Here is a 21,707-nt window from a genome sequence, read left to right on the forward strand (position 1 = left end):
GGACCGATGTCAACGGCCGTGGCACAAGCCGCTCTTCGGCCGTCCCGCGAGCTCCTATGCGAGCGGCACCCGGGTGTACCGGCCCGCCGTGTGGAGGTCGGCCTCGATACGGGCCGCCGCCGCGAGCAGCGGCGGGAGCAGTTCCTCCCTGGCCCGCTCGGCGGTGCGGCGGCTCGCGTGCATCGAGACGTTGACGGCCGCGACGGTCCGGCCGGTCCGGTCGCGCACCGGCACGGAGATCGAGCGAAGCCCGTCTTCGAGCTCCTCGTCGACGAGGGCATGCCCGTCCTGGGCGACCTGGCCGAGGATCGTGGCGAGGCGGTCCGCCGAGGTGACGGTGTGCCGGGTGAGCGGTTCCAGCTCCGTACGCGCGAGCCGGGCGGCGCGCTCCGCCTCCGGCAGCCCGGCCAGCAGGACCCGGCCCAACGAGGTCGCGTAGGCGGGGAAGCGGGTGCCCAGGGTGATGTTGACGCTCATGATGCGCACGGTGGGGACGCGGGCCACGTACTGGATGTCGTCCTCGGCGAGGACCGCCATCGACGCCGATTCGTGCACCTGCTCCACCAGATCCGCCAGGTGCGGCTGAGCGATCTGAGGGAGCGTCAGGCCGCAGAGGGGGGCGAAGCCCAGCTCCAGGACGCGCGGGGTGAGCCGGAAGTTCCTTCCGTCCTGGGCCACATGGCCGAGGTGCTCCAGCGTGATCAGGGCGCGGCGGGCGGTGGCGCGGGCGAGCCCGGTGGCCTCGGCGACGTCGGCGAGGGAAAGCTCCGCGCGCCCCGCGCCGAAGGCGGTGAGCACGGTGAGCCCCCGGGCCAGGGACTCGACGAATTCCGGGCCGAGTTCCTCCTTCGACGCCCGTACCCAGGCGGCCGCCGATGACGGAGTGGCCGCCTGGGGCTCGGTCCGCGGCGCGGCCGCCGACAGGGTGTCCGTCATAGCGGCGACGGTCTCGCGCAGGCGCGGGAGCACGGCGTCGCGCAGCGACTCGGCGCTGTGCCGGCTGGTGTGGCTGATCACGCTCACCGCGCAGACGGGGCGCCCCTGTCCGTCCCGCACCGGCACGGCGATCGCGATGAGGCCGGGCTCGATCAGCTGGTCGTCGAGCGACCAGCCCCGCTCGCCGACGGCGGCCGTCCGCCGCTCGAAGGAGGCGGCCGCTCCCCCAGGCTCTCGGCTCCGCTCGAGCAGGGGCGACTCCCATCCGTATCCGTGCGGCAGCGCCGGGAAGCCGATGTCCTGCGGGTCGGCGGCGCGCCGCTGCCGCCACCGCTGCCAGTCCGCCTCCGTCCAGTCGGCGGCGAAGAGCGCGCCCGGGGCGCCGCGTTCGGCCGGCAGGAGGTCGCCGATGCGGAAGGTGAGGGACACGGCGCGCCGCCGGGTCGCCTGGTGGACGAAGCGCACCCCGTCCCGGTCGGGCACCGCGATCGACACCGACTCGTCGAGGGCGTCGGCGAGTGCGTCTGCCGCTGGTCCGAGGAGGTCAGGCAGGCGGCACGCGGACAGATAGGCGTTGCCCAGCTCCATCAGCCGGGGGGCGAGGACGGCGTCCCGTCCTTCGACCCGTGCGTAGCCCAGGCGCGCGAGCGTGCTGACCACGCGGTCGACGGTCGAGCGGGCCAGCCCCGTGGCGCGTACGAGATCACCCAGCGACCGCCGCCCGCCGGCCACCGCCAGCTCGCGCAGCACGGCGAGGCCCCGGATCAGGGGGCCGACGGCCTCCCTGGGCGGGGACGCGGGCGAAACGGCAAGGGGGGACATGGCGCGGCTCCTCGGTCTCCATCTCGTCGGAACCGTACCGGCTCGGCCCGTTGACAGGGGCCGTCGGGCGGGACCAGACTCACGGATATTGTGAACCAAAGTTCACTGGGCGAACAAGCCTTGAAGGGGAGGATCGTGGCCGAGATCCGGACGCTGCGGGACGCGGTGGCGGAGCTGATCCACGACGGCGACACCGTCGCCATGGAGGGCTTCACCCATCTGATCCCGTTCGCGGCGGCGCACGAGGTGATCCGCCAGGGGATCACCGACCTGACGCTGGTGCGGATGACCCCCGACGTGATCTACGACCAGCTGATCGGGGCGGGACTGGTGGCGCGGCTCGTCTTCTCCTGGGGCGGCAACCCCGGGGTGGGCTCCCTGCACCGCTTCCGGGACGCGGTGGAGAACGGCTGGCCCCGGCCGCTGGAGGTCGAGGAGCACAGCCACGCGGGCATGGCCAACCGCTATGTCGCCGGAGCCTCCGGACTCCCCTTCGCGGTGCTGCGCGGCTACCGCGGCACCGGTCTTGAGCGGCGGACCGCGACCGTCTCCACGGTGACCTGCCCCTTCACCGGCGAGGAGCTGGCCGCCGTCGCCGCCCTCAACCCGGACGTCACCGTCATCCACGCCCAGCAGGCCGACCGCGCGGGAAACGTGCAGTTCTGGAGTCTGACCGGGGTGCAGAAGGAGGCCGTGCTCGCCGCCCGGCGGTCCCTCGTGACCGTCGAGGAGATCGTCGACGAGCTGGAACCCCGGCCCGGTGGCGTGGTCCTGCCGGGCTGGGCGGTGACCGCGGTCGCCGAGGTGCCCGGCGGCGCCCACCCCTCGTACGCGGCGGGCTACTCGGTCCGCGACAACGACTTCTACCAGGCCTGGGACCAAGTCTCCCGGGACCGCGCGCTGTTCACCGCCTGGATCGAGGAACACGTGAAGCGGACCGGCGCAGCCGCTCGACGACCGCGGACCGGAGGAGCGGATCAATGACCACCGACTGGACCCCCGACGAGCTGATGGAGGTCAACGCCGCCCGCGCCCTCGCGTCGGCGAGGACCTGCTTCGTCGGCATCGGGCTGCCGAGCACCGCCGCCAACCTCGCCCGGCGCACGGCGAACCCCGGTCTCGTCCTGATCTACGAGTCGGGCACCATCGGTTCCAAGCCCGGCCGGCTGCCGCTGTCGATCGGCGACGGCGAGCTGGCCGAGACCGCCGACGCGGTCGTCTCCGTCCCGGAGATGTTCAACTACTGGCTGCAGGCCGGGCGGATCGACGTCGGCTTCCTCGGCGCCGCGCAGCTCGACCGCCACGCCAACATCAACACCACGGTCGTCGACCGGGGCCCGGACAAGCCGGAGGGCCGTCTCCCCGGCGCCGGTGGCGCCCCGGAGATCGCCGCCAACTGCGGTGAGGTGCTGGTCGTTCTGCGCCACCGCCTCCGCAACTTCGTCGCCGAGCTGGACTTCGTCACCTCCGTCGGCCACGGCTCCGGCCCCGGGGACCGCGAGAAGCTCGGCCTGCGCGGCAAGGGACCCACCGCCGTCATCACCGACCTCGGCGTCCTGCGTCCCGACCCGGCCACCGCCGAGCTGGTCCTGACCGGCCTTCACCCCGGTGTCACCGTCGACCGGGTACGCGCGGCGACCGGCTGGGAACTGAGGACCGCTCCCACCATCGACGTCACCGCCGAGCCCACCCATGAGGAACTGACCGCGCTGCGCGCCCTCAAGACCCATCCCGGAAAGGCAGGAGACTCCGCATGACGACCACCCCGACCCAGGGTGACATCGGCGCCGGGATCGCCGAGGCGCACGCCGCCTACGTCAAGGACCTGGCGGACGGCGCGCCCGTACGGAACCACCCCGACCGCGGCTACGCCCCGTACCGCAGCAGCGCCCTGCGCCACCCCAAACGGCCGCTCGTCGCGCCGCACGACCCGGAGGCGGTCGAGTTGTCCGGACCGGTCTTCGGCGTCACCGACGTCACCGCGCTGGACAACGACCTGACCCGGCAGCACCAGGGCGAGCCGCTCGGCGAGCGCATCACGGTCACGGGCCGCGTCCTCGACCGCTCCGGACGCCCCGTGCGCGGCCAGCTGGTGGAGATATGGCAGGCCAACGCCTCGGGCCGCTACGCTCACCAGCGCGACCAGCACCCCGCCCCGCTCGACCCCAACTTCACCGGCGCGGGCCGCTGCCTGACGGATGATCGGGGCGCGTACGAGTTCACCACCGTCAAGCCCGGCGCCTATCCGTGGCGCAACCACACCAACGCCTGGCGCCCCGCACACATCCACTTCTCGCTCTTCGGAACGGCGTTCGCCCAGCGACTGGTCACCCAGTTGTACTTCCCGGGTGATCCGCTCTTCCCCTACGACCCCATCCTGCAGTCCGTCACCGACGACGCCGCCCGGCAGCGCCTCGTCGCGACGTACGACCACGATCTGTCCGTACCCGAACGGTCGCTCGGCTACCGCTGGGACATCGTCCTCGACGGCCCGGCCGCCACCTGGACCGAGGAGGGCCACTGACCATGACCTCCCTGGCACCCACCCCGTCGCAGACCGTCGGCCCGTTCTACGGCTACGCCCTGCCCTTCGCCCTCGGCGGCGAGATCGCCCCGGTCGGCCACCCCGACACGATCACCCTGCATGGATACGTCTACGACGGCGCCGGACAGCCCGTACCCGACGCCCTCGTCGAGCTCTGGCAGCCCGGCCCCGACGGCGCGCGCGGCGGCGCGCCCGGGTCGATGCGCCGCGACCCGGTCACGGGCGAGGTCGTCGGCCGCGACGGCGTCGCCTTCACCGGCTTCGGGAGGGTCGCGACCGACGCGGACGGCCACTACGCGGTCCGTACGCTGCCGCCCGGCGGAGTCCCGTACCTCTCGCTGATCGTCTTCGCACGCGGGCTGCTGCACCACCTCCACACCCGGGCCTATCTGTCCGCTCCGGCCGGCACCGCGGCCGATCCCCTGCTCGCCGCCCTCGAACCGGAGCGCAGGGACACCCTGTTGACCGTCCCGGAACGCGCGGGGGTCCACCGCTTCGACATCCGTCTGCAGGGCGACGGAACGCACGAGGAGACGGTCTTCCTTGACTTCGCCTGACGACATCGCGGACGCCGGTCTGCTCTCCCCCATGCGCGTCGGCTCCGACGCCGAGTCGGCGACAAGCGACGCCGCCTACGTGCGGGCCATGCTCGACGCCGAGGCGGCGCTGACCCGCGCCCAGGCCGCGCTCGGGCTCGCCCCCGCCCCGGCCGCCGCCGCGGTGACGGCGGCCGCTGCCGACACCGCGCGCTACGACGCGCGTGACCTCGCGCTGCGCGCCCGCTCCGGCGGCAACCCGGTCATCCCCCTCGTCGCGGACCTCACCGCGGCCGTCGCCGAGCGCACCCCGGAGGCGACCGCGTATGTGCACCGCGGCGCCACCAGCCAGGACATCCTCGACACGGCCACGATGCTCGTCGCCGTACGCGCCCTGGAACCGGTCCTCGCCGACCTCGACCGCACGGCTGCCGCCCTGGCCCGGCTGGCGGCCGAGCACCGCGACACCCCCATGGCCGGACGCACGCTCACACAGCACGCGGTGCCCACCACCTTCGGGCTGAAGGCGGCGGGCTGGCGTGCGCTCGTGCTGGACGCCCGCGACCGTCTCGCGGCCGTACGAGCCACCCTGCCCGCGCAGTTGGGCGGTGCTGCCGGCACGCTGGCCGCGTTCCACGCCTTCGCCGAGGCGGACGGGACCGCCGATACGGAACCCGGCCTGGGAGTACGGCTCCTCGCCTCGTACGCCGCCGAGACCGGGCTCGCCGAGCCCGCGCTGCCCTGGCACACCCTGCGCACGCCGATCGCCGACCTCGCCTCGGCGCTGGCCTTCACCGCCGGGGCGCTCGGCAAACCGGCCGCCGACGTCCTCATGCTGTCCCGCACGGAGACCGGAGAGGTCGCGGAGGGCAGCGGTGGCGGCTCCTCCGCCATGCCGCACAAGTCCAACCCGGTCCGCGCGGCCTTCATCGCGGCCACGGCCCGCCAGGTCCCCGCCCTCGCCTCGGTCCTGTACGGCTCGCTCGCCGCCGAGGACGAGCGGGCGGCGGGCGCGTGGCATGCCGAGTGGCAGCCATTGCGCGAGGCGCTGCGGCTGGTCGGCGGCGCCGCCCGCGACGCGGCCGAACTCGCGGAAGGACTGCGGGTCGACACACAGCGGATGCGCGACAACCTCGACGTGACCCGTGGTCTGATCACCACCGAGCACCTGGCCGCAGCTCTGTCCGCCCTGATCGGCCGTGACGAGGCCAGGCAGGCCGTGTCGCGCGCCGCGCACCGCGCGACACGGGAAGGCCGCGCACTGGAGGAGTCCCTCATGGAGGACCCGGCCCTGTCCGGCGTCCTCCCCAAGGAGCGGCTCCTCGAACTCATCGACCCGGCGCACTACTTGGGCGCGGCCGGCGCCCTCGTGGACCGCGCCCTGCGCCGCCCGGCGGTGGGGAAAGAGGAGACCTCATGAGCACTGCCACCGGAATGACCACCCCCGCCGGATCACAGTCGCTGCTCCATCACCGCGTGGACGGCCCCGACGGTCTGCCACCGCTGCTCCTCGGGCCCTCGCTCGGCACCTCGCTCGCGGTGTGGCAGCCTCAGGTCCCGGCCCTGGCCCGGGTGCGCCGGGTCGTGCGCTGGGACCTGCCGGGGCACGGCGGATCGTCCACCGCGCCGCTTCCCGAGAACGGGGCGACCGTCGCCGGTCTCGGGCGGCTCGTCCTCCAACTCGCCGACGCTCTCGGCATCGACCGCTTCGCCTACGCGGGCATCTCGCTCGGCGGTGCCGTCGGCACCTGGCTGGCCGTCCACCACCCCGAGCGGGTGGAGTCCCTGGCCGTGGTGTGCTCCGCCGCACGGTTCGGGGAGCCGGAGGGCTGGCGGGAGCGCGCGGCGCTCGTACGGGCCAAGGGCACCGGCCCGGTCGCGGACACGGCCGCGCGACGCTGGTTCACCCCTGAATTCGCGGGCGCCCCGGCCGCACGCGCGCTCGTGGACGACCTCCGCGCCACGGACCCCACCGCGTACGCCGCGCTGTGCGACGCACTCGCGGACCACGACCTGCGCGACCGACTCCCGCACATCACCGCGCCGACCCTGATCGTCGCGGGCCGCGAGGACCCGGCCACTCCGGTCGCCCAGGCCCGGGAACTCGCCGACGGCATCCCCGGCGCGAGCCTCACCGAGGTCGCTCATGCCGCGCACCTCGCGAACGTCGAGCGACCGGGCCCCGTGCTGGCGGCGCTGCTCGGTCATCTCGCCACGTCCGCCGACGAGTTGACCGGCGAGCCGACCGACGACGCCTCGCGGCACGCCGTCGGCACGTCGGTGCGCCGGGCGGTACTCGGCGACGCCCATGTGGATCGGGCGACCGCCCGTACGACGCCGTTCACCGCGGTCTTCCAGGACTTCATCACCCGCTACGCCTGGGGCGAGATCTGGACCCGGCCGGGCCTGAGCCGGAAGAACCGCAGCTGCGTCACGCTCACCGCGCTGGTGGCCCACGGCCACCACGAGGAACTGGCCATGCACGTCCGGGCCGCGCTCCGCAATGGCCTCACGCCCGACGAGATCCAGGAAGTCCTGCTCCAGTCGGCCGTCTACTGCGGCGTGCCGGCCGCGAACTCCGCCTTCGCCGTCGCGAACCGGGTCCTCGAAGAACTCGGAGAAACCGAAGAAGAGGGGCAGTGATGCCGAAGACGCACACCACCGTCGGAATCATCGGCGGCGGCCCCGCGGGCCTGCTCCTCGCTCGCCTCCTGCACAACTCCGGCATCGACTGCGTGCTGTTGGAGAGCCGCGACCGCGCATACGTCGAGCAGCGCCAGCGCGCCGGGATCCTCGAACAGGGCACCGTCGACGCGCTGCGGGAGAGCGGCGCCGCCGAGCGGCTGGACCGCGAGGGCCTGGTCCACGACGGCATCGAACTCCGCTGGAACCGCCGCGCCCACCGCATCGACTTCCCCGCCCTGACCGGCGGCCGCCGGGTCTGGGTCTACGCCCAGACCGAGATCGTCAAGGACCTCATAGCGCTGCAACTGACGTACGGCGCGCCCTTGTTGTTCGAGGCGGCGGTGCACGCGGTCGAGGGAGCCGACACGGAGGAACCGCTGATCCGCTACACCCACGAGGGCCGGGACAAGACCCTCACCTGCGACTACGTGGTGGGCTGCGACGGCTTCCACGGCGTGGCGCGCACCGCGATCCCCGACGGCGTGAAGCGCACGTACGAACACGCCTACCCCTACTCCTGGTTGGGGATTCTCGCCGATGTCCCGCCGTCCTGCGACGAGTTGATCTACGCCCACTCCCCGCGCGGCTTCGCGCTGCACAGCATGCGCTCCCCCACGGTGAGCCGGCTGTACCTTCAGGTCCCCAACGGGACCGATCCCGCCAACTGGTCCGACGAGCGGATCTGGGACGAGCTGGAGGCGCGGTTCGCCGTCGACGGCGACTGGAAGCTGCGGCGCGGGCCCGTCACCGCCAAGTCGGTGCTGCCGATGCGCAGTTCGGTCACCGAGCCCATGCGGTACGGCAGGGTCTTCCTGGCCGGGGACGCCGCACACATCGTGCCGCCCACCGGCGCCAAGGGGCTCAACCTGGCGGCCGCCGACGTCATCGTGCTCGCCCGGGCCTTCGCCCGCCTCAAGGACACCGGCTCGGCCGAGCTGCTGGACGCCTACTCGGACACCTGCCTGCGCCGTGTGTGGCGCGCGGAGCACTTCTCGTACTTCATGACCACGGCCCTGCACACCGACCCCGGACAGAGCCCCTTCGCCACCCGGCTGCAACTCTCCCGGCTGGACCGCATCGCCGCCTCACCCCACGCGGCGGCCGAGCTGGCAGAGAACTACGCGGGCCTGCCCACCGTCTGAGATGCCCGGGCAACACAAAGTGCCGGCCGGGATCGCTCCCGGCCGGCACTTTGTGTTGTTGTGTCCGAGGGGGGACTTGAACCCCCACGCCCGATAAAGGGCACTAGCACCTCAAGCTAGCGCGTCTGCCATTCCGCCACCCGGACTAGGTGTCTGTCGCCTTCGGGGTGTGTTCCCCTCGGCGACATGGACAACAATACCAAGGTTTCGGAGTGGGTTTCACCTGCGTATTCGTGACGCGGGAGGGGGGTGGACCTGGAGGTACGGAGAGTTACCCGGCCGTTGCCACGCGTGAGCGGGAGCGCTCACGGGCAGCGGATCACCTGGCCCGCGTACGAGAGGTTGCCGCCGAAGCCGAAGAGGAGGATGGGGTCGCCGGTGCGGACGGCGCCCTGTTCGATGAGCTTGGAGAGGGCGAGGGGGATGCTGGCGGCGGAGGTGTTGCCGGACTCGGTGACGTCGCGGGCGACGACGGCGTTCACGGCGCCGATCTTGTGGGCCAGGGGCTCGATGATGCGCAGGTTGGCCTGGTGGAGGACGACGGCGGCGAGGTCGGCGGGCTCGATGCCGGACTTCTCGCAGGCCCGGCGGGCGATGGGCGGCAACTGGGTGGTGGCCCAGCGGTAGACGCTCTGGCCCTCCTGGGCGAACCTCGGCGGCATGCCCTCGATACGCACGGCGTTGCCCATCTCCGGCACCGAGCCCCACAGCACCGGGCCGATGCCGGGTTCCTGACCGGGCGTACACGCCTCGACCACGGCCGCGCCCGCCCCGTCGCCGACCAGGACGCACGTCGTACGGTCGGTCCAGTCGGTGATCTCCGACATCTTGTCCGCGCCGATGACCAGCGCACGGGTCGCGGCACCGGCCCGTACCGTGTGGTCGGCGGTCGCCAGCGCGTGGGTGAACCCGGCGCAGACCACGTTCACGTCCATCGCGGCCGGCTGCGGGATGCCGAGGCGGGCCGCGACGCGGGCGGCGGTGTTCGGGGAGCGGTCGACGGCCGTGGAGGTGGCGACCAGGACCAGGTCGATGTCCTCGGGGGCGAGGCCCGCCGCCGCGAGGGCCTTGGCGGCGGCGTGCGCGGCCAGCTCGTCCACCGGCTCGTCGGGGCCCGCGATGTGCCGCGTACGGATGCCGACCCGGCTGGTGATCCATTCGTCGCTGGTGTCGACCATGCCCGCCAGGTCCTCGTTGGTGAGCACCTTGGCGGGCTGGTAGTGCCCGATCGCGGTGATGCGCGAGCCGATCATGTCGAGGTCCCCTTGTTCGCCGTGAGTAGCGGGACCGTCCAGTCTGATCAGTGACTCACGGGTACGCGGACACGTGAAGCCACAGGAAACGGGCATCCGAGTTGTCGGCTTCCCGCAGACCCTCGGATGTCCGAATACTCAGCGTTTCCAAGCCCGCCGGGCTCAGGCCCACGCCTGCCCCGCATCACCCCGTGAACAGCTGCGTCGCCTTCCGTACGAGTTCGTAGACCCCGTAGGCCAGCGGCGCCGACACCCACAGCCAGGCGAAGACGATCAGGCCCCTCAGGTCTCGCGGGCCGCTCTCGGGTTCACGCGGGCTGCTCTCGCTGGACATCGGGTGCCTCCTTCGGGTCGGGGACGTGGTGGCGGGCGTGGACGGGGCGGACGAGTTCGTTGGCGGCGAAGCCGACGACGAGCAGGCCGATCATGATGGCGAAGGAGAGCCCGTACAGGGCGGGGCCGTCCTTGCCCGCCGCCTCCTGGCGGTCGGCGATCCAGTTGACGATCAGCGGGCCGAGGACGCCCGCCGTGGACCAGGCGGTGAGCAGGCGGCCGTGGATGGCGCCGACCTCGTACGTGCCGAAGAGGTCCTTCAGGTAGGCGGGGATCGTGGCGAAGCCGCCGCCGTAGAAGGAGAGGATCACCAGGGCGCAGAGCACGAAGAGGGGCTTGGCGGTGTCTCCGAACAGGGCGAGCAGGAGGTACATCAGGGCGCCGACGCCGAGGTAGACGCGGTAGATGTTCTTCCGGCCGATCAGGTCGGAGGTGGACGACCAGCCGATCCGGCCCGCCATGTTCGCCGCCGACAGCAGCGCGACGAAGCCCGCCGCAGCCGAGACGGAGACCGGGGTGGAGCTGTCCGCGAAGAAGTCCGTGATCATCGGGGCGGCCTTCTCCAGGATGCCGATGCCCGCCGTGACGTTCGTGCACAGGACGACCCACAGGCACCAGAACTGCGGGGTGCGCACGGCGCTGCGGGCCGAGACCTGGACCCCGAGGGGCGCGGCGGCCACCGTCCCGCCCGTCGTCCGTCCGGGGGCGCGCGGGACGCGGATCAGCAGGACACCGAGGGTCATGAAGACGGCGTACGACAGCCCGTGGACGAGGAACGCGAGGGCGATGCCGTTCGGGCCGGTACCGAAGGACTCGAGCATCTGGGCCGACCACGGCGAGGCGATCAGGGCGCCGCCGCCGAAGCCCATGATGGCGATGCCGGTGGCCATGCCGGGGCGGTCCGGGAACCACTTCATCAGGGTGGAGACGGGCGAGATGTAGCCGATGCCGAGGCCGATGCCCCCGACGAAGCCGTAGCCGAGGACGATCAGCCAGTACTGCTCGGTACGGGCGCCCAGCGCGGAGATCAGGAAGCCGGAGGAGAAGCAGACGAGGGCGACGGTCATCGCCCAGCGCGGGCCGTTGCGTTCGACGAGCGTGCCGCCGAACGCTGCGGACAGCCCGAGCATCACGATCGCCAGCTGGAACGGCAGCGCGCTCTGCGTGCCGTCCAGGTGCAGCGCGGACTCCAGGGGCGGCTTGAACACGCTCCAGGCGTAGGCCTGGCCGATGGACAGATGGACGGAGAGGGCGGCGGGCGGGACCAGCCACCGGCTCCAGCCCGCGGATGCGACAGGGGGGCTGCTCATGGGGCCGGACGGTAGGACGGGGCGCGGGAGTTGAGAAGGTGGCGGGGCTACGGCATGCGGTGAGCGGTAGGCGTCGTGCGTCCAGCGGTCGGTACGGGCCCGGCCTCCGGGCGCCGCGACGGCTCCGGCCGGCCTCGGAGTAGGCGCCGACCAGCCTCCGCATCAGCGCCCCCGGCCTCCGCGTCGGCGCCGCCCGGCCTCGAAGTTCGGCTCCGCCCGGCCCCCGCGTCACCGCCGCTCACCCCGTTCGGCGGCTGCCCTCAGCCGTCCGTCCCGAACCGCACCTCCGCCGCCCGCACCACCGTCCCCAGCCTCGGGAAGTCCAGCCGTACCGACGCCTCGTGCTCGGCGGCCGTGAACGCGGCCATCGCGTCCTCGGCGAAGACCAGGTCGTAGCCGAGGTCGGCGGCGGCGCGGGCGGTGGATTCGACGCCGAGGTTGGTGGTGATGCCGCCGAGGACGAGGGTGGTGATGCCCTGCTCGCGCAGCCGTGTGTCGAGGTCGGTGCCCTGGAAGGCGCCGATGGTCCGCTTGACCACCTCGGCGTCGCCGTCGCGCCGCAGTCCGGCGACCAGTCCGCTGCCCGGCGGCTGCTCGGCGACGGCGGGGCGCTCGGTCCGGACGAGGACGACCGGGGCCCCGGCGGAGCGGAAGGCGGACGCCAACTCCCCGGCGGTGGCGTGGGCTTCGATGCCCTTACGGGGTTCCAGGGGCAGCGCGACGATACGTTCCATCAGGTCGACGAGAACGAGGGCGGTGCGCTGCGGGTCGAGTACGGGAGCTGCGGTCATGACGGAACGTTAGCCGTCGCCCGCGGTCCGTGGCGCCAATCCCGGTCAACGGGCCGGTGAACTGAACGCGTTCGGCGGTGGGGCAGGAGAAGATTCCGGCCACTTTGTGTCACCGCGCGTGCGGCCGTACGCCCGGACGGTCCGGCTCCGACGCCCGCTCCCGCCCCCGCTCCTCGTCCGGCTCCCCCGCCGCCCCGTCTCCCGGTCCCCCGTCTCCCGCCGCCTCATCTCCCGCCCGCCGCTTGGCGATCACCGCGCACACCATCAGCTGCATCTGGTGGAACAGCATCAGCGGCAGCACCGCGAGCGAGGCGTGCGCGCCGAACAGCACGCTCGCCATGGGCAGCCCCGAGGCGAGGGACTTCTTCGAGCCCGCGAACTGGATGGCGACCCGGTCCGCGCGGCCGAAGCCGAGCGCCCGGGCGCCGTACCAGCTCACGCAGAGCATCGCGGCGAGCAGCGCCGCCTCCACGCCGAGCAGCGCGCCGAGCCGCAGCGGGCTCACCTGGTGCCAGATGCCCTGGGCCATGCCCTCGCTGAAGGCGGTGTAGACGACCAGCAGGATCGAGCCGCGGTCGACCAGGCCGAGCACCTTCTTGTGGCGCGTGACGAAGCCGCCGATCCAGCGCCGGAGCACCTGCCCGGCGAGGAACGGCACCAGCAGCTGGAGCACGATCTTCAGGAGCGAGTCGGCGGAGAAGCCCCCGCTGCCGCCGAGCAGCGCGGCCGCGAGCAGGGGGGTGAGGACGATGCCGACGAGGGAGGAGAAGGAGCCCGCGCAGATGGCGGCGGGGACGTTTCCGCGCGCCATGGAGGTGAAGGCGATGGACGACTGGATGGTGGAGGGGACCAGGGTGAGGAACAGCAGGCCCTGGTAGAGCGGCTGGGTCAGGACGTACGGCACCAGGCCCCGCGCGGCCAGGCCGAGCACCGGGAAGACGAGGAAGGTGCAGGCCAGCACGGTGAGGTGGAGCCGCCAGTGGCGCAGCCCGTCGAGCGCCTCGCGGGTGGAGAGGCGGGCGCCGTAGAGGAAGAAGAGGAAGGCGATGGCCGCCGTGGAGGCGCCGGAGGCCACGGCCGCGCCGGTCCCGCTCGCCGGGAGCAGCGCCGCGACGCCCACCGTCGCGAGCAGCAACAGGATGTACGGGTCGACGGGCAGCCGACGGGGCAGGTGCGGGCGTTTCACGGTGCTCCGGGTGCTGGACGGCAGGGGCGGGCGGACCGGCTTCCATCATGCCCCCTGGCCGGACCGCCGGTCCGGGGCCCCCGGGCCGGCGACTCCCGGTCGGCGGCTCCCGGTCGGCGGCCCCGGCTCAGCGGCTCCGGCTCAGCGGCCCCCGCGATACGTCAGCTGCTTGACCCGGCGCAGGAACGGGGTCGTCTCCACGTGGCGCACCCCGTCCAGGCGGCCGAGCGGCCCGCTGAGGTAGGCGTACAGGCTCGCGGTGTCGCGGACGACGACGGTGGCGACGATGTGGGAGGGGCCGGTGGTGGCCGCGGCGAAGGCGACCTCGCCGTGTCCGGACAGGGCCTCGCCGACGGAGTGCAGGGCGGCGGGCTCGGTGGTGATCCACAGGGCGGCCGTGCGGGCCTGCCCGGAGAGTTCGTAGTCGTACTCGGTGTCGATGTAGATCGCCCCCGAGGCGAGCAGCGCGGCGAGGCGGCGTTTGACGGCGGACTCGGAACGGCCGGTGGCGCGCGCGAGTTCCTGGTGTCCTGCGCGGCCGTCCCGGCGCAACACGGAGAGGAGCGGTTCGTCCTCGGGCTCGATGCGGGCCTCTGCCGCCGGGTGGGCCGGGTGGCGGGGCCGTAGTGCGGCGGCCTGCTCCGCGTCCAGGGCACCCGACTTGACGATCCAGCCGCTCGGGCCGCCGTCGAAGCGGTGCAGGAGCTGCTGGGCATGGACCTCCATCACGCTGGGCGTGCGCGGGAGTTTGCCGAGCAGGAGGTCGTCGTGGTCGCCGGGGCTGCGCGGGTGGGTCATGCAGACGATCTCGGTGCCGCCGGAGGCCAGCCCGATCCAGGAGGTGTCGGGGCGCTTGGCGAGGGCGTCCGCGATGACGGGGGTGCTGTCCGGGGCGCAGCGCAGCCGGAGCATCCACTGGTCCTGGCCGAGGACGAAGGCGTCGCGCCGGGCGACGACCCGGAGACCGGCCTCGGCGGTGAGGCGGCGGTAGCGGCGGGCGACGGTCTGGTCGGACACGCCGAGGACCTGCCCGATCCGGGCGAAGGAGGCGCGGGCGTCGACCTCCAGGGCGGAGAGGATCAGGACGTCCAGCTCGTCGAACGTGTCGGATTTCGACATCTGCACAAGCTCCCCCGTCGGTTTTCACCGGCCCGAGGGCCGTGGCCGGGGTGTTCGGCCCGGCCCGCCGCATCGTACGGGCGAGGGCGCGGTCGCGCGTCACGGCGTACGGAAACGGAAATGGTGGGAGGCGGGGACATGCGGACATGGGGGACGCTCACGGCGGTGTGCCTGGGCACGTTCATGTTGCTGCTCGATGTGACGATCGTGGTGGTGGCGCTGCCGGACATGAGTCACGCGCTGCACGCATCGCTGGGCGATCTCCAGTGGGTGGTGGACGGCTACGCGCTCGCGCTCGCCGCCCTGCTGCTGGGGGCGGGCGCGGCGGCGGACGTGCTGGGGCGGCGGCGTACGTACGTCGCGGGTGTGGTGCTGTTCGCGGCGGCCTCGCTGCTGTGCGGGCTCGCGTCCGGGCCCGGGACGCTGGTGGCGGCGCGGGTGGTGCAGGGTGTGGGCGCGGCCGCGATGTTCGCGACGACGCTGCCGCTGCTCGGCTCGGTGTACCAGGGCAGGCAGCGGTCGGTGGCGCTCGGTGTGTGGGGCGCGGTGAGCGGGGGCGCGGCGGCGGTCGGGCCGGTGCTGGGCGGGCTGCTGGCCGAGGGTCCCGGCTGGCGGTGGATCTTCTTCGTGAACCTTCCGGTGAGCGTGGCGGCGGTGTGGCTGACGCTGCGGGTGGTGCCGGAGTCGCGGGGCGGCGGTGCGGGGAGCGCCTGGCAGCGGGTGGACTGGGCGGGTACGGCCGCCTTCGCCGCGTTCGCGGGCGGGCTGACGTATGCCGTCGTACGGGCCGGGGAGGACGGCTGGGCCGCGCCCGCGACGCTCACGGCGTTCGGCTGCGCGCTGCTGGCGCTGGTGGTGTTCGTGCTGGTGGAGCGGCGGGTGGCGCATCCGCTGCTCGACCTCTCGCTGCTGCGCAACCGCACGTTCGTGGGTGTGATGGCGGGTGCCTTCGCCTTCAACGCGGTGGCGTTCGGCGTGACGCCGTATCTGTCGCTGTGGATGCAGACGCTGCTGGGCATGAGCCCGGTGCGCAGCGGTCTGACGCTGCTGCCGATGACGGTCGCGGCGATGGTCGTCGCGGTGCTGGTGGGGCGGCTGCTCCACGGGGCGCCGTCCCGGCTCACCATCGGTGGCGGGCTGTTGCTGATCGGCGCGGGGTGCCTGTGCCAGGCGGTCCTGTCCGCGGGCTCCGACTGGACGGCCCTGATCCCCGGCTTCGTGCTGGTGGGCGCGGGTACGGGCCTGGTCTCCCCCACCGTCGCCGGGGCCGCGCTCGCCTCGGTCCAGCCGCACCGGGCGGGCATGGCGGGCGGCGCGGTCAACACCGTGCGCCAGCTGGGCTACGCCCTCGGCGTCGCCGTCTTCGGCACGATCCTGACGACCCGTATGGAGTCCACCCTCCCCCATGGGGCGGCCCACGCCCTGGCGGGCGGCGCGGCGGGCGCCCTGCGGGCGAGCTTCCCGGACGAGGTCCTGCACGCGGCCTTCGCCTCCGGCCTGAACCGGGCTCTGCTGACGGCGGGCATCGCCGGACTCGCGGCGGGGGTACTGGTCCTGGCGGTGGTCCGTACACCGCGCCCGGCCGGGGAACAGCCGAAGGCGGGCGGGGTGCCGGTGGAACCGACGGCGGCGCGCCAACCGTAGGTGTGGACGTACGGCCCCGCAGGGGTGGGCAGGTGCGGGTGCACGAGGGGTGGTTCGGGCCGGTGGCCGGAACCACCCCTCGGACGTGCGGGGCTTCTTGTCGACCCCGCCTGCCGAACCGCCGGACGGCACCTCGTGACCAGGCCGTACAGATTCGGTGGAGATTGGGGTGGGTTCGGCTGAGCGGTCGCCCCCGTCGTGTCCGTACCTTCCCCTTGTGCGGGTATTTTCCGGGCAACGGCGGGCGCGAATGCGCGGGTTGCCCGGATTCGGGACGGCTCCCATCCGGCCAACGGGTGGGGTAGCGTCACGGCGCTGTGAGGAACGGAGGGCGGAAACTTGCAGGGCTTCACCAATCCTCCGACGACAACGACGTCGGCACCGGCGCCGGCCGGCGGGCTGGCCGACACCGTCTTCGAGTACGCCCGGGTCGACCCGCAGCACATCGCGCTCGGCCGCAAGGACGGGGCGGGCCAGTGGCGGGACGTGACCGCCGCCGAGTTCCGTGACGAGGTGCTGGCGCTGGCCAAGGGGCTGCTCGCGAACGGGATCCGCTTCGGCGACCGCGTCGCGATCATGTCCCGTACCCGCTACGAGTGGACGCTGTTCGACTTCGCGCTGTGGACGATCGGCGCCCAGGTGGTGCCGGTCTATCCGACGTCCTCGGCCGAGCAGTGCTTCTGGATGCTGTACGACGCCGAGGTGACCGCGGCGATCGTCGAGCACGAGGACCACGCGATGACGATCGCCACCGTCATCGACCGCCTCCCCCGGCTGGGCCGCCTGTGGCAGCTGGACGACGGCTGCGTACGGGAGTTGTACGAGGCGGGCGCGCACCTGGACGACGAGCTGGTGCACCGGCACCGCCGCGCGGTCACCCCCGAGGCCATCGCCACGGTCATCTACACCTCGGGCACCACGGGCAGACCCAAGGGCTGTGTCCTCACCCACGGGAACTTCATGTTCGAGGCGGACGCGATCATCGACCGCTGGGAGCGGGTGTTCCACTCCAAGAAGGGCGACGAGGCGTCCACGCTGCTGTTCCTGCCGCTGGCCCATGTCTTCGGGCGGATGGTGGAGGTCGCCGCGTTCCGGGGCCGGGTCCGCTTCGGGCATCAGCCGGAGCTGCACGCGTCCGCGCTGCTGCCGGACCTGGCCGCGTTCCGGCCGACGTTCATCACCGCCGTGCCGTACATCTTCGAGAAGATGTACGCGGCGGCCCGCCGCAAGGCGGAGAAGGACGGCAAGGAGGGGCCGTTCCTCAAGGCGGTCGACGTGGCGGTGCGCTACGCCGAGGCGCTGGAGGCGAAGGCGTGGGGCACGGGGTCGGGGCCCTCACCGGCGCTGCGGATGCAGCACCAGCTGTTCGACAAGCTCGTCTACTCCAAGGTGCGCGCGGCGATGGGCGGCCGGATCCGCAACGCGATGTCCGGCGGCTCGGCGATGGACCGCCGCCTGGGGCTGTTCTTCGCGGGCGCGGGCGTGCAGATCTACGAGGGCTACGGCCTGACCGAGTCGACGGCCGCCGCGACCGCGAACCCGCCCGACCGCACCCGTTACGGCACGGTCGGCCAGGCCGTTCCCGGGGTCGCCGTGCACGTCGCCGAGGACGGCGAGGTCTGGCTGCGCGGCGGCAACGTCTTCCAGGGCTATCTCAACAACCCCAAGGCGACCGACGAGTCCCTGCACGAGGGCTGGCTGGCCACCGGTGACCTGGGGACGCTGGACGAGGACGGCTATCTGACGATCACCGGCCGCAAGAAGGAGATCCTGGTGACCTCCGGCGGCAAGAGCGTCTCGCCGGGGGTGCTGGAGGAGCGGGTGCGCGACCATCCGCTGGTCCACCAGTGCATCGTCGTCGGCAACGACCGTCCGTACGTCGCCGCGCTGATCACGCTCGACCAGGACGCGGTCGAGCACTGGCTCCAGATGCAGGGCAGGCCGGGCCGGGACATCTCCCGGCTGGTGCGCGATCCGGCGGTGGAGACGGAGGTGCGGCGGGCGGTGGTGGCCGCCAACACGCTGGTGTCGCAGGCGGAGTCGATCCGGACGTTCCGTGTCCTCGTGCAACCGTTCACCGAGGAGCACGGGCTGCTGACGCCGTCGCTGAAGCTGAAGCGGAAGGCCATCGAGAAGGCGTACGAGCAGGAGATCGACGCGCTGTACCAGGGCTGACGCCGGACGGAGTGCCCGGCCGGGGCCGGACGGATCGCCGGTACGGATCGCCGGTCAGGAATGCATTCGGGCCCGTGATCGTTGACGATGGTGTACGACCCTGTCCACAACCGAAGGATCAAGAGCTCGTGAGCAGCAAGGTCCCCCCGATCGTCCTCAACAACGGTGTCGAGATGCCCCAGCTGGGGTTCGGCGTCTGGCAGGTGCCGGACACCGAGGCCGAGCGCGCGGTCAGCACGGCGCTGGAGGCCGGGTACCGCAGCATCGACACAGCGGCGATCTACGGCAACGAAACCGGCACCGGCAAGGCCATCGCCGCCTCCGGTCTGCCCCGCGAGGACATTTTCGTCACCACCAAGCTCTGGAACAGCGACCACGGGTACGACGCGACGCTGCGCGCCTTCGACGCGTCCCTGGAGAAGCTGGGCCTCGACTATCTCGACCTGTACCTGATCCACTGGCCGACGCCCGCGCGTGGCCTCTACGTCGACTCGTACAAGGCGTTCGAGAAGCTGTACTCCGACGGTCGCATCCGCGCGATCGGTGTGTCCAACTTCCTTCCCGAGCACCTGGAGCGGCTGATCTCGGAGACCTCCGTCGTCCCGGCGGTCGACCAGATCGAGCTGCACCCGCACCTCCAGCAGCGCGCGGCACGGGAGTTCAACGCCGAGCAGGGCATCGCGACCGAGGCGTGGTCGCCGCTCGGCCAGGGCAAGGGCCTCCTGGAGGTCCCGGCGATCGTCGCCATTGCGCGGAAGCACGGTCGTACGCCCGCGCAGGTCGTGCTGCGCTGGCACGTCCAGCTCGGCAACATCGTGATCCCCAAGTCCGTGACGCCGTCGCGGATCAGGGAGAACATCGAGGTGTTCGACTTCAGCCTGGACGACGAGGACCTCGCGGCGATCAGCGCGCTGAACGAGGACAAGCGGCTCGGTCCGAACCCGGCCGAGTTCGAAGTGGTCTGAACCCCGGTCCGGGATGTCCTGGTCTCCGACTCGGCCTGAACTCCCGTACGCCACACGGCCGTCCGCCCCGCCATCACCGGGGCGGACGGCTTTGTGCGCGTGGCGGGACCGGCTCCGCCTCCTCCTCCGCGACTTGAAGCTCATCGACGTGAAGGATCACTCATGCGCCCCCGCCCCCTGGGCCTGGCCACCGCGGCCGGCGTCGTCCTGCTCGCCTCGGCGACGTTCTATGCCGTCATGGACCGCTCCACCGGCTCGGCCCGCGAGGGCTCGGTGTCCGCGTCCGACCTGCTGGCCAAGGTGACGTCCTGCGAGCGGATCTCCGACGGGCTGTACCGCACCGACGAGGAGAAACCGGCCACCGTCCCCGTCTGCGGCACCAAGGGCGCGGTCTTCTGGAAGGCGGACATGGACGTCGACTGCGACGGCCGGCGCACCGACAAGTGCAACAAGGACCGCGATCCCTGGTACCAGGACGACACCGCGTTCCACCAGTCCGACGGCAAACCGCTGCGCGCCGACGCGCTCCCCTACATCGTGGTCCCCGGCTCCAGTGCCCTGTGGGACTACACCAAGTCCGGTGTGAAGGGCGGCGGCGTGGTGGCCGTCGTCCACGGCGACAAGGTCGAGTACGCGGTCGTCGGCGACACCGGCCCGTCCCGCATCATCGGCGAGGCCTCGTACGCCGCCGCCGAGGGCCTGGGCATCGACCCCGACCCGGCGACGGGCGGCGCGGAGTCGGGTGTGACGTACATCCTCTTCACGGGCGCCGGGTCCAAGGTCTCCCCGCTCGAGAGTCATGAGGCCGCGGTGGAGCTGGGTGACCGGCTGGCGCGGAAGTTCGTCGGGCGGGACTGAGCCGTCGGCGCCTTGCTTGTCGGGTCACTTGTGGGCGCGGAGGAAGGCGGGGATGTCCGCGCGCTTCGGGTAGTCGGGGAGCGGTGCCGGTTCGTCCCGGACGAACGCGGTGATCACCGCGGCGGCGCGGCGGTTGTTGTCGTCCAGGCCGTTCCACAGGTGGTGGCCGACGCCGGGCAGGTACTGCGTGCGCCGGATGCCGGGGTCGGCGGCCAGAACGGCGGTCGCCCACTGGCGCACCTGGGAGGAGCACTCGGCGATCATCAGCATGGCCGGGGTGCGGGAGTGTTTCAGGCGCGGGGCGAGGGACGGCGAGTCCTTCACCGTCCGCTGGACGCGGAGGCTCGCGGCGGGGCTGAAGGAGAAGTTCCGCGCGGAGTCCTCGGCGGGAATGCGGTGCGCGTCGCGGGCGCAGTAGGCGGACGCGGTGTCGCCGCCCAGGTCGGCGGCGGTGAACGCGTTGTCCCCCTCGGCCTGTCCGATCAGACCGGTGTCCGGGGCGAGGAGCCCGAGGCGCATGAGCCCGAACGCCACCGCGTACCGGGGGACGTGCGTCGAGCGGGGTCCGGTCATGGCGGGGGCGAGGCCGCGCGCGGAGGGTCGGCCGCGCTGTCCGTCGATGCGTGCGGTGGGGCCGTCCATGGGGCCGGGCTCCGCGATGATCGCGCGATGTATGTGGGCGGCGACCATGGGGGTGGCGAGGGCGCGGGTGAGGACGACGGCGCCGGAGGAGAAGCCGAGGATGTCGGCCTTGGCCGCGGCCCGGGGTTCCGTGGCGGCCAAGTGGTCGAGGACGGCGGCGAGATCGCGGACCGAGCGGGACAGGGAGTACTGGTCCATCGGCAGCAGACCGCTGCGTCCGGCGCCTGCCGGTTCGTAGGCGTACACGTCGTGCCCCTGGCTCGCCAGCAGTTGTAGGAAGCGGTGGTCGAGCAGTGAAATGCCGCGTACGGGGCCGCCGTTGAGGTAGACGAGCGGGACGGCCGAGCGGGGTGCGGAGCCCGTCGGCGGATAGTGGTAGACCGCGACCCGGCTGCCGGTGGACAGGTGCCAGTGTCGCATCGCCACGGAGGGCAGGGCGGGCGGATACCGGCGGGCGGTGGGCGCGGTGGGGACGCAGACCGACGCGGTGAGCGCGGCCGCGAGGACGACGGGCGTGAACAGGGCGAGGCGGGCCGTACGGGACGCCTTGGTTCGGCGCCTGCCCCGCCGGAGTGCGACTGCTGCGGCGAGTCCGGTGGTGGCGCACCAGGCGACGAGCCCGGAGCCCGCGCCGTCGGTGAGGACGATCAGCAGGAGGAAGGCGACAGCCAGCGCAACGACGACACCAACTGCTTTGGCGACGTGTGCGGTTGCGCGGGCGAGACGTAAGGCGAACGCGGACATGACGGACCCCCCAGGGTTTCC

Annotated in this window: 19 protein-coding genes and 1 tRNA gene; 11 read left to right on the forward strand and 9 right to left on the reverse strand. The window is 72.7% G+C overall.

All coding sequences use genetic code 11. The features are described from left to right. Positions 1 to 54: 54 nt before the first annotated feature. Positions 55 to 1,758: an IclR family transcriptional regulator C-terminal domain-containing protein gene (locus AB0E91_RS02175; RefSeq protein WP_361773772.1), complete on the reverse strand. Its 1,704-nt coding sequence runs from the start codon at positions 1,756 to 1,758 to the stop codon at positions 55 to 57. A gap of 135 nt (positions 1,759 to 1,893) precedes the next feature. Here AB0E91_RS02175 and AB0E91_RS02180 point away from each other — a divergent pair, with 135 nt between their 5' ends. From AB0E91_RS02180 to AB0E91_RS02210, 7 genes are read left to right on the forward strand one after another with little or no spacing between them, the layout of a single operon-like run. Continuing rightward, positions 1,894 to 2,742: a CoA transferase subunit A gene (locus AB0E91_RS02180; protein ID WP_361773775.1), complete on the forward strand. Its 849-nt coding sequence runs from the start codon at positions 1,894 to 1,896 to the stop codon at positions 2,740 to 2,742. Then, a complete protein-coding gene (locus tag AB0E91_RS02185) occupies positions 2,739 to 3,515 on the forward strand; it encodes a CoA-transferase (protein ID WP_361773778.1) in 777 nt (258 codons plus the stop codon). Before AB0E91_RS02180 ends, AB0E91_RS02185 begins: the two co-directional genes overlap by 4 nt. Further along, on the forward strand, positions 3,512 to 4,282 hold the full coding sequence (gene pcaH, locus AB0E91_RS02190) for a protocatechuate 3,4-dioxygenase subunit beta (RefSeq protein WP_361773781.1): 771 nt from the start codon (positions 3,512 to 3,514) through the stop codon (positions 4,280 to 4,282). The genes AB0E91_RS02185 and pcaH overlap by 4 nt, the downstream gene beginning before the upstream one ends. A gap of 2 nt (positions 4,283 to 4,284) precedes the next feature. Further along, positions 4,285 to 4,860 carry a protocatechuate 3,4-dioxygenase subunit alpha gene (pcaG, locus tag AB0E91_RS02195; RefSeq protein ID WP_361773784.1) on the forward strand — a complete coding sequence of 192 codons (576 nt, stop codon included), beginning with the start codon at positions 4,285 to 4,287 and terminating at the stop codon, positions 4,858 to 4,860. A 31-nt stretch (positions 4,861 to 4,891) separates the two neighbouring features. After that, complete coding sequence (pcaB, locus tag AB0E91_RS02200) at positions 4,892 to 6,259, forward strand: 3-carboxy-cis,cis-muconate cycloisomerase (RefSeq protein WP_361775120.1); 1,368 nt, start codon at positions 4,892 to 4,894, stop codon at positions 6,257 to 6,259. Next, positions 6,256 to 7,482, forward strand: a complete 1,227-nt coding sequence (gene pcaD, locus AB0E91_RS02205) for a 3-oxoadipate enol-lactonase (RefSeq protein WP_361773787.1) — start codon at positions 6,256 to 6,258, stop codon at positions 7,480 to 7,482. Before pcaB ends, pcaD begins: the two co-directional genes overlap by 4 nt. Then, positions 7,482 to 8,666, forward strand: coding sequence for a 4-hydroxybenzoate 3-monooxygenase (locus AB0E91_RS02210; RefSeq protein WP_361773789.1), 1,185 nt, complete (start codon positions 7,482 to 7,484; stop codon positions 8,664 to 8,666). Before pcaD ends, AB0E91_RS02210 begins: the two co-directional genes overlap by 1 nt. 61 nt (positions 8,667 to 8,727) lie before the next feature. Here AB0E91_RS02210 and AB0E91_RS02215 read toward each other — a convergent pair. The 7 genes from AB0E91_RS02215 to AB0E91_RS02245 all read right to left on the reverse strand — a co-directional run bounded on the left by AB0E91_RS02215 (position 8,728) and on the right by AB0E91_RS02245 (position 14,658). Then, a tRNA-Leu gene (locus AB0E91_RS02215) sits at positions 8,728 to 8,812 on the reverse strand. Between the two features lie 159 nt (positions 8,813 to 8,971). Continuing rightward, positions 8,972 to 9,919, reverse strand: a complete 948-nt coding sequence (locus AB0E91_RS02220; protein ID WP_161180477.1) for a beta-ketoacyl-ACP synthase III — start codon at positions 9,917 to 9,919, stop codon at positions 8,972 to 8,974. A 184-nt stretch (positions 9,920 to 10,103) separates the two neighbouring features. Beyond that, the gene (locus AB0E91_RS02225) at positions 10,104 to 10,253 is read right to left on the reverse strand and encodes a hypothetical protein (protein WP_361773793.1); all 150 of its coding nucleotides are present in this window, start codon (positions 10,251 to 10,253) and stop codon (positions 10,104 to 10,106) included. Next, positions 10,228 to 11,562 carry an OFA family MFS transporter gene (locus tag AB0E91_RS02230; RefSeq protein ID WP_361773796.1) on the reverse strand — a complete coding sequence of 445 codons (1,335 nt, stop codon included), beginning with the start codon at positions 11,560 to 11,562 and terminating at the stop codon, positions 10,228 to 10,230. Before AB0E91_RS02230 ends, AB0E91_RS02225 begins: the two co-directional genes overlap by 26 nt. A 260-nt stretch (positions 11,563 to 11,822) precedes the next feature. Next, on the reverse strand, positions 11,823 to 12,353 hold the full coding sequence (locus tag AB0E91_RS02235) for an isochorismatase family protein (protein WP_361773799.1): 531 nt from the start codon (positions 12,351 to 12,353) through the stop codon (positions 11,823 to 11,825). A 109-nt stretch (positions 12,354 to 12,462) separates the two neighbouring features. Then, positions 12,463 to 13,539: a bile acid:sodium symporter family protein gene (locus AB0E91_RS02240; RefSeq protein WP_361773802.1), complete on the reverse strand. Its 1,077-nt coding sequence runs from the start codon at positions 13,537 to 13,539 to the stop codon at positions 12,463 to 12,465. 141 nt (positions 13,540 to 13,680) lie between these two features. Next, entirely contained in the window at positions 13,681 to 14,658 is a 978-nt protein-coding gene (locus tag AB0E91_RS02245) for an Lrp/AsnC family transcriptional regulator (protein ID WP_361773805.1), read from the reverse strand. A gap of 138 nt (positions 14,659 to 14,796) precedes the next feature. Here AB0E91_RS02245 and AB0E91_RS02250 point away from each other — a divergent pair, with 138 nt between their 5' ends. The 4 genes from AB0E91_RS02250 (at position 14,797) to AB0E91_RS02265 (ending at position 20,300) form a co-directional block, all read left to right on the forward strand. After that, entirely contained in the window at positions 14,797 to 16,302 is a 1,506-nt protein-coding gene (locus tag AB0E91_RS02250; RefSeq protein WP_361773808.1) for an MFS transporter, read from the forward strand. 339 nt (positions 16,303 to 16,641) lie between these two features. Next, a complete protein-coding gene (locus AB0E91_RS02255) occupies positions 16,642 to 18,477 on the forward strand; it encodes an AMP-dependent synthetase/ligase (protein WP_361773811.1) in 1,836 nt (611 codons plus the stop codon). 128 nt (positions 18,478 to 18,605) lie between these two features. Further along, positions 18,606 to 19,442, forward strand: a complete 837-nt coding sequence (locus AB0E91_RS02260) for an aldo/keto reductase (protein ID WP_361773814.1) — start codon at positions 18,606 to 18,608, stop codon at positions 19,440 to 19,442. Between the two features lie 162 nt (positions 19,443 to 19,604). Further along, positions 19,605 to 20,300, forward strand: a complete 696-nt coding sequence (locus AB0E91_RS02265) for a glycoside hydrolase family 75 protein (RefSeq protein ID WP_361773817.1) — start codon at positions 19,605 to 19,607, stop codon at positions 20,298 to 20,300. Between the two features lie 24 nt (positions 20,301 to 20,324). Here AB0E91_RS02265 and AB0E91_RS02270 read toward each other — a convergent pair whose 3' ends face one another. Next, entirely contained in the window at positions 20,325 to 21,686 is a 1,362-nt protein-coding gene (locus tag AB0E91_RS02270; RefSeq protein ID WP_361773820.1) for an alpha/beta fold hydrolase, read from the reverse strand. Positions 21,687 to 21,707 lie beyond the last annotated feature (21 nt).

The sequence above is a fragment of the Streptomyces sp. NPDC026659 genome, from assembly GCF_040638245.1.
GTDB lineage: Bacteria > Actinomycetota > Actinomycetes > Streptomycetales > Streptomycetaceae > Streptomyces.

What these genes read in the sequence shown, in the direction of transcription:
- pcaG (WP_361773784.1), top strand. Translation starts at nt 4,285, where the DNA reads ATGACCTCCCTGGCACCCACCCCGTCGCAGACCGTCGGCCCGTTCTAC.
- AB0E91_RS02210 (WP_361773789.1), top strand. Translation starts at nt 7,482, where the DNA reads ATGCCGAAGACGCACACCACCGTCGGAATCATCGGCGGCGGCCCCGCG.
- AB0E91_RS02265 (WP_361773817.1), top strand. Translation starts at nt 19,605, where the DNA reads ATGCGCCCCCGCCCCCTGGGCCTGGCCACCGCGGCCGGCGTCGTCCTG.
- pcaH (WP_361773781.1), top strand. Translation starts at nt 3,512, where the DNA reads ATGACGACCACCCCGACCCAGGGTGACATCGGCGCCGGGATCGCCGAG.
- AB0E91_RS02270 (WP_361773820.1), bottom strand. Translation starts at nt 21,686, where the DNA reads ATGTCCGCGTTCGCCTTACGTCTCGCCCGCGCAACCGCACACGTCGCC.
- pcaD (WP_361773787.1), top strand. Translation starts at nt 6,256, where the DNA reads ATGAGCACTGCCACCGGAATGACCACCCCCGCCGGATCACAGTCGCTG.
- AB0E91_RS02175 (WP_361773772.1), bottom strand. Translation starts at nt 1,758, where the DNA reads ATGTCCCCCCTTGCCGTTTCGCCCGCGTCCCCGCCCAGGGAGGCCGTC.
- AB0E91_RS02230 (WP_361773796.1), bottom strand. Translation starts at nt 11,562, where the DNA reads ATGAGCAGCCCCCCTGTCGCATCCGCGGGCTGGAGCCGGTGGCTGGTC.
- AB0E91_RS02220 (WP_161180477.1), bottom strand. Translation starts at nt 9,919, where the DNA reads ATGATCGGCTCGCGCATCACCGCGATCGGGCACTACCAGCCCGCCAAG.
- AB0E91_RS02245 (WP_361773805.1), bottom strand. Translation starts at nt 14,658, where the DNA reads ATGTCGAAATCCGACACGTTCGACGAGCTGGACGTCCTGATCCTCTCC.
- AB0E91_RS02235 (WP_361773799.1), bottom strand. Translation starts at nt 12,353, where the DNA reads ATGACCGCAGCTCCCGTACTCGACCCGCAGCGCACCGCCCTCGTTCTC.
- AB0E91_RS02225 (WP_361773793.1), bottom strand. Translation starts at nt 10,253, where the DNA reads ATGTCCAGCGAGAGCAGCCCGCGTGAACCCGAGAGCGGCCCGCGAGAC.
- AB0E91_RS02250 (WP_361773808.1), top strand. Translation starts at nt 14,797, where the DNA reads ATGCGGACATGGGGGACGCTCACGGCGGTGTGCCTGGGCACGTTCATG.
- AB0E91_RS02185 (WP_361773778.1), top strand. Translation starts at nt 2,739, where the DNA reads ATGACCACCGACTGGACCCCCGACGAGCTGATGGAGGTCAACGCCGCC.
- pcaB (WP_361775120.1), top strand. Translation starts at nt 4,892, where the DNA reads ATGCGCGTCGGCTCCGACGCCGAGTCGGCGACAAGCGACGCCGCCTAC.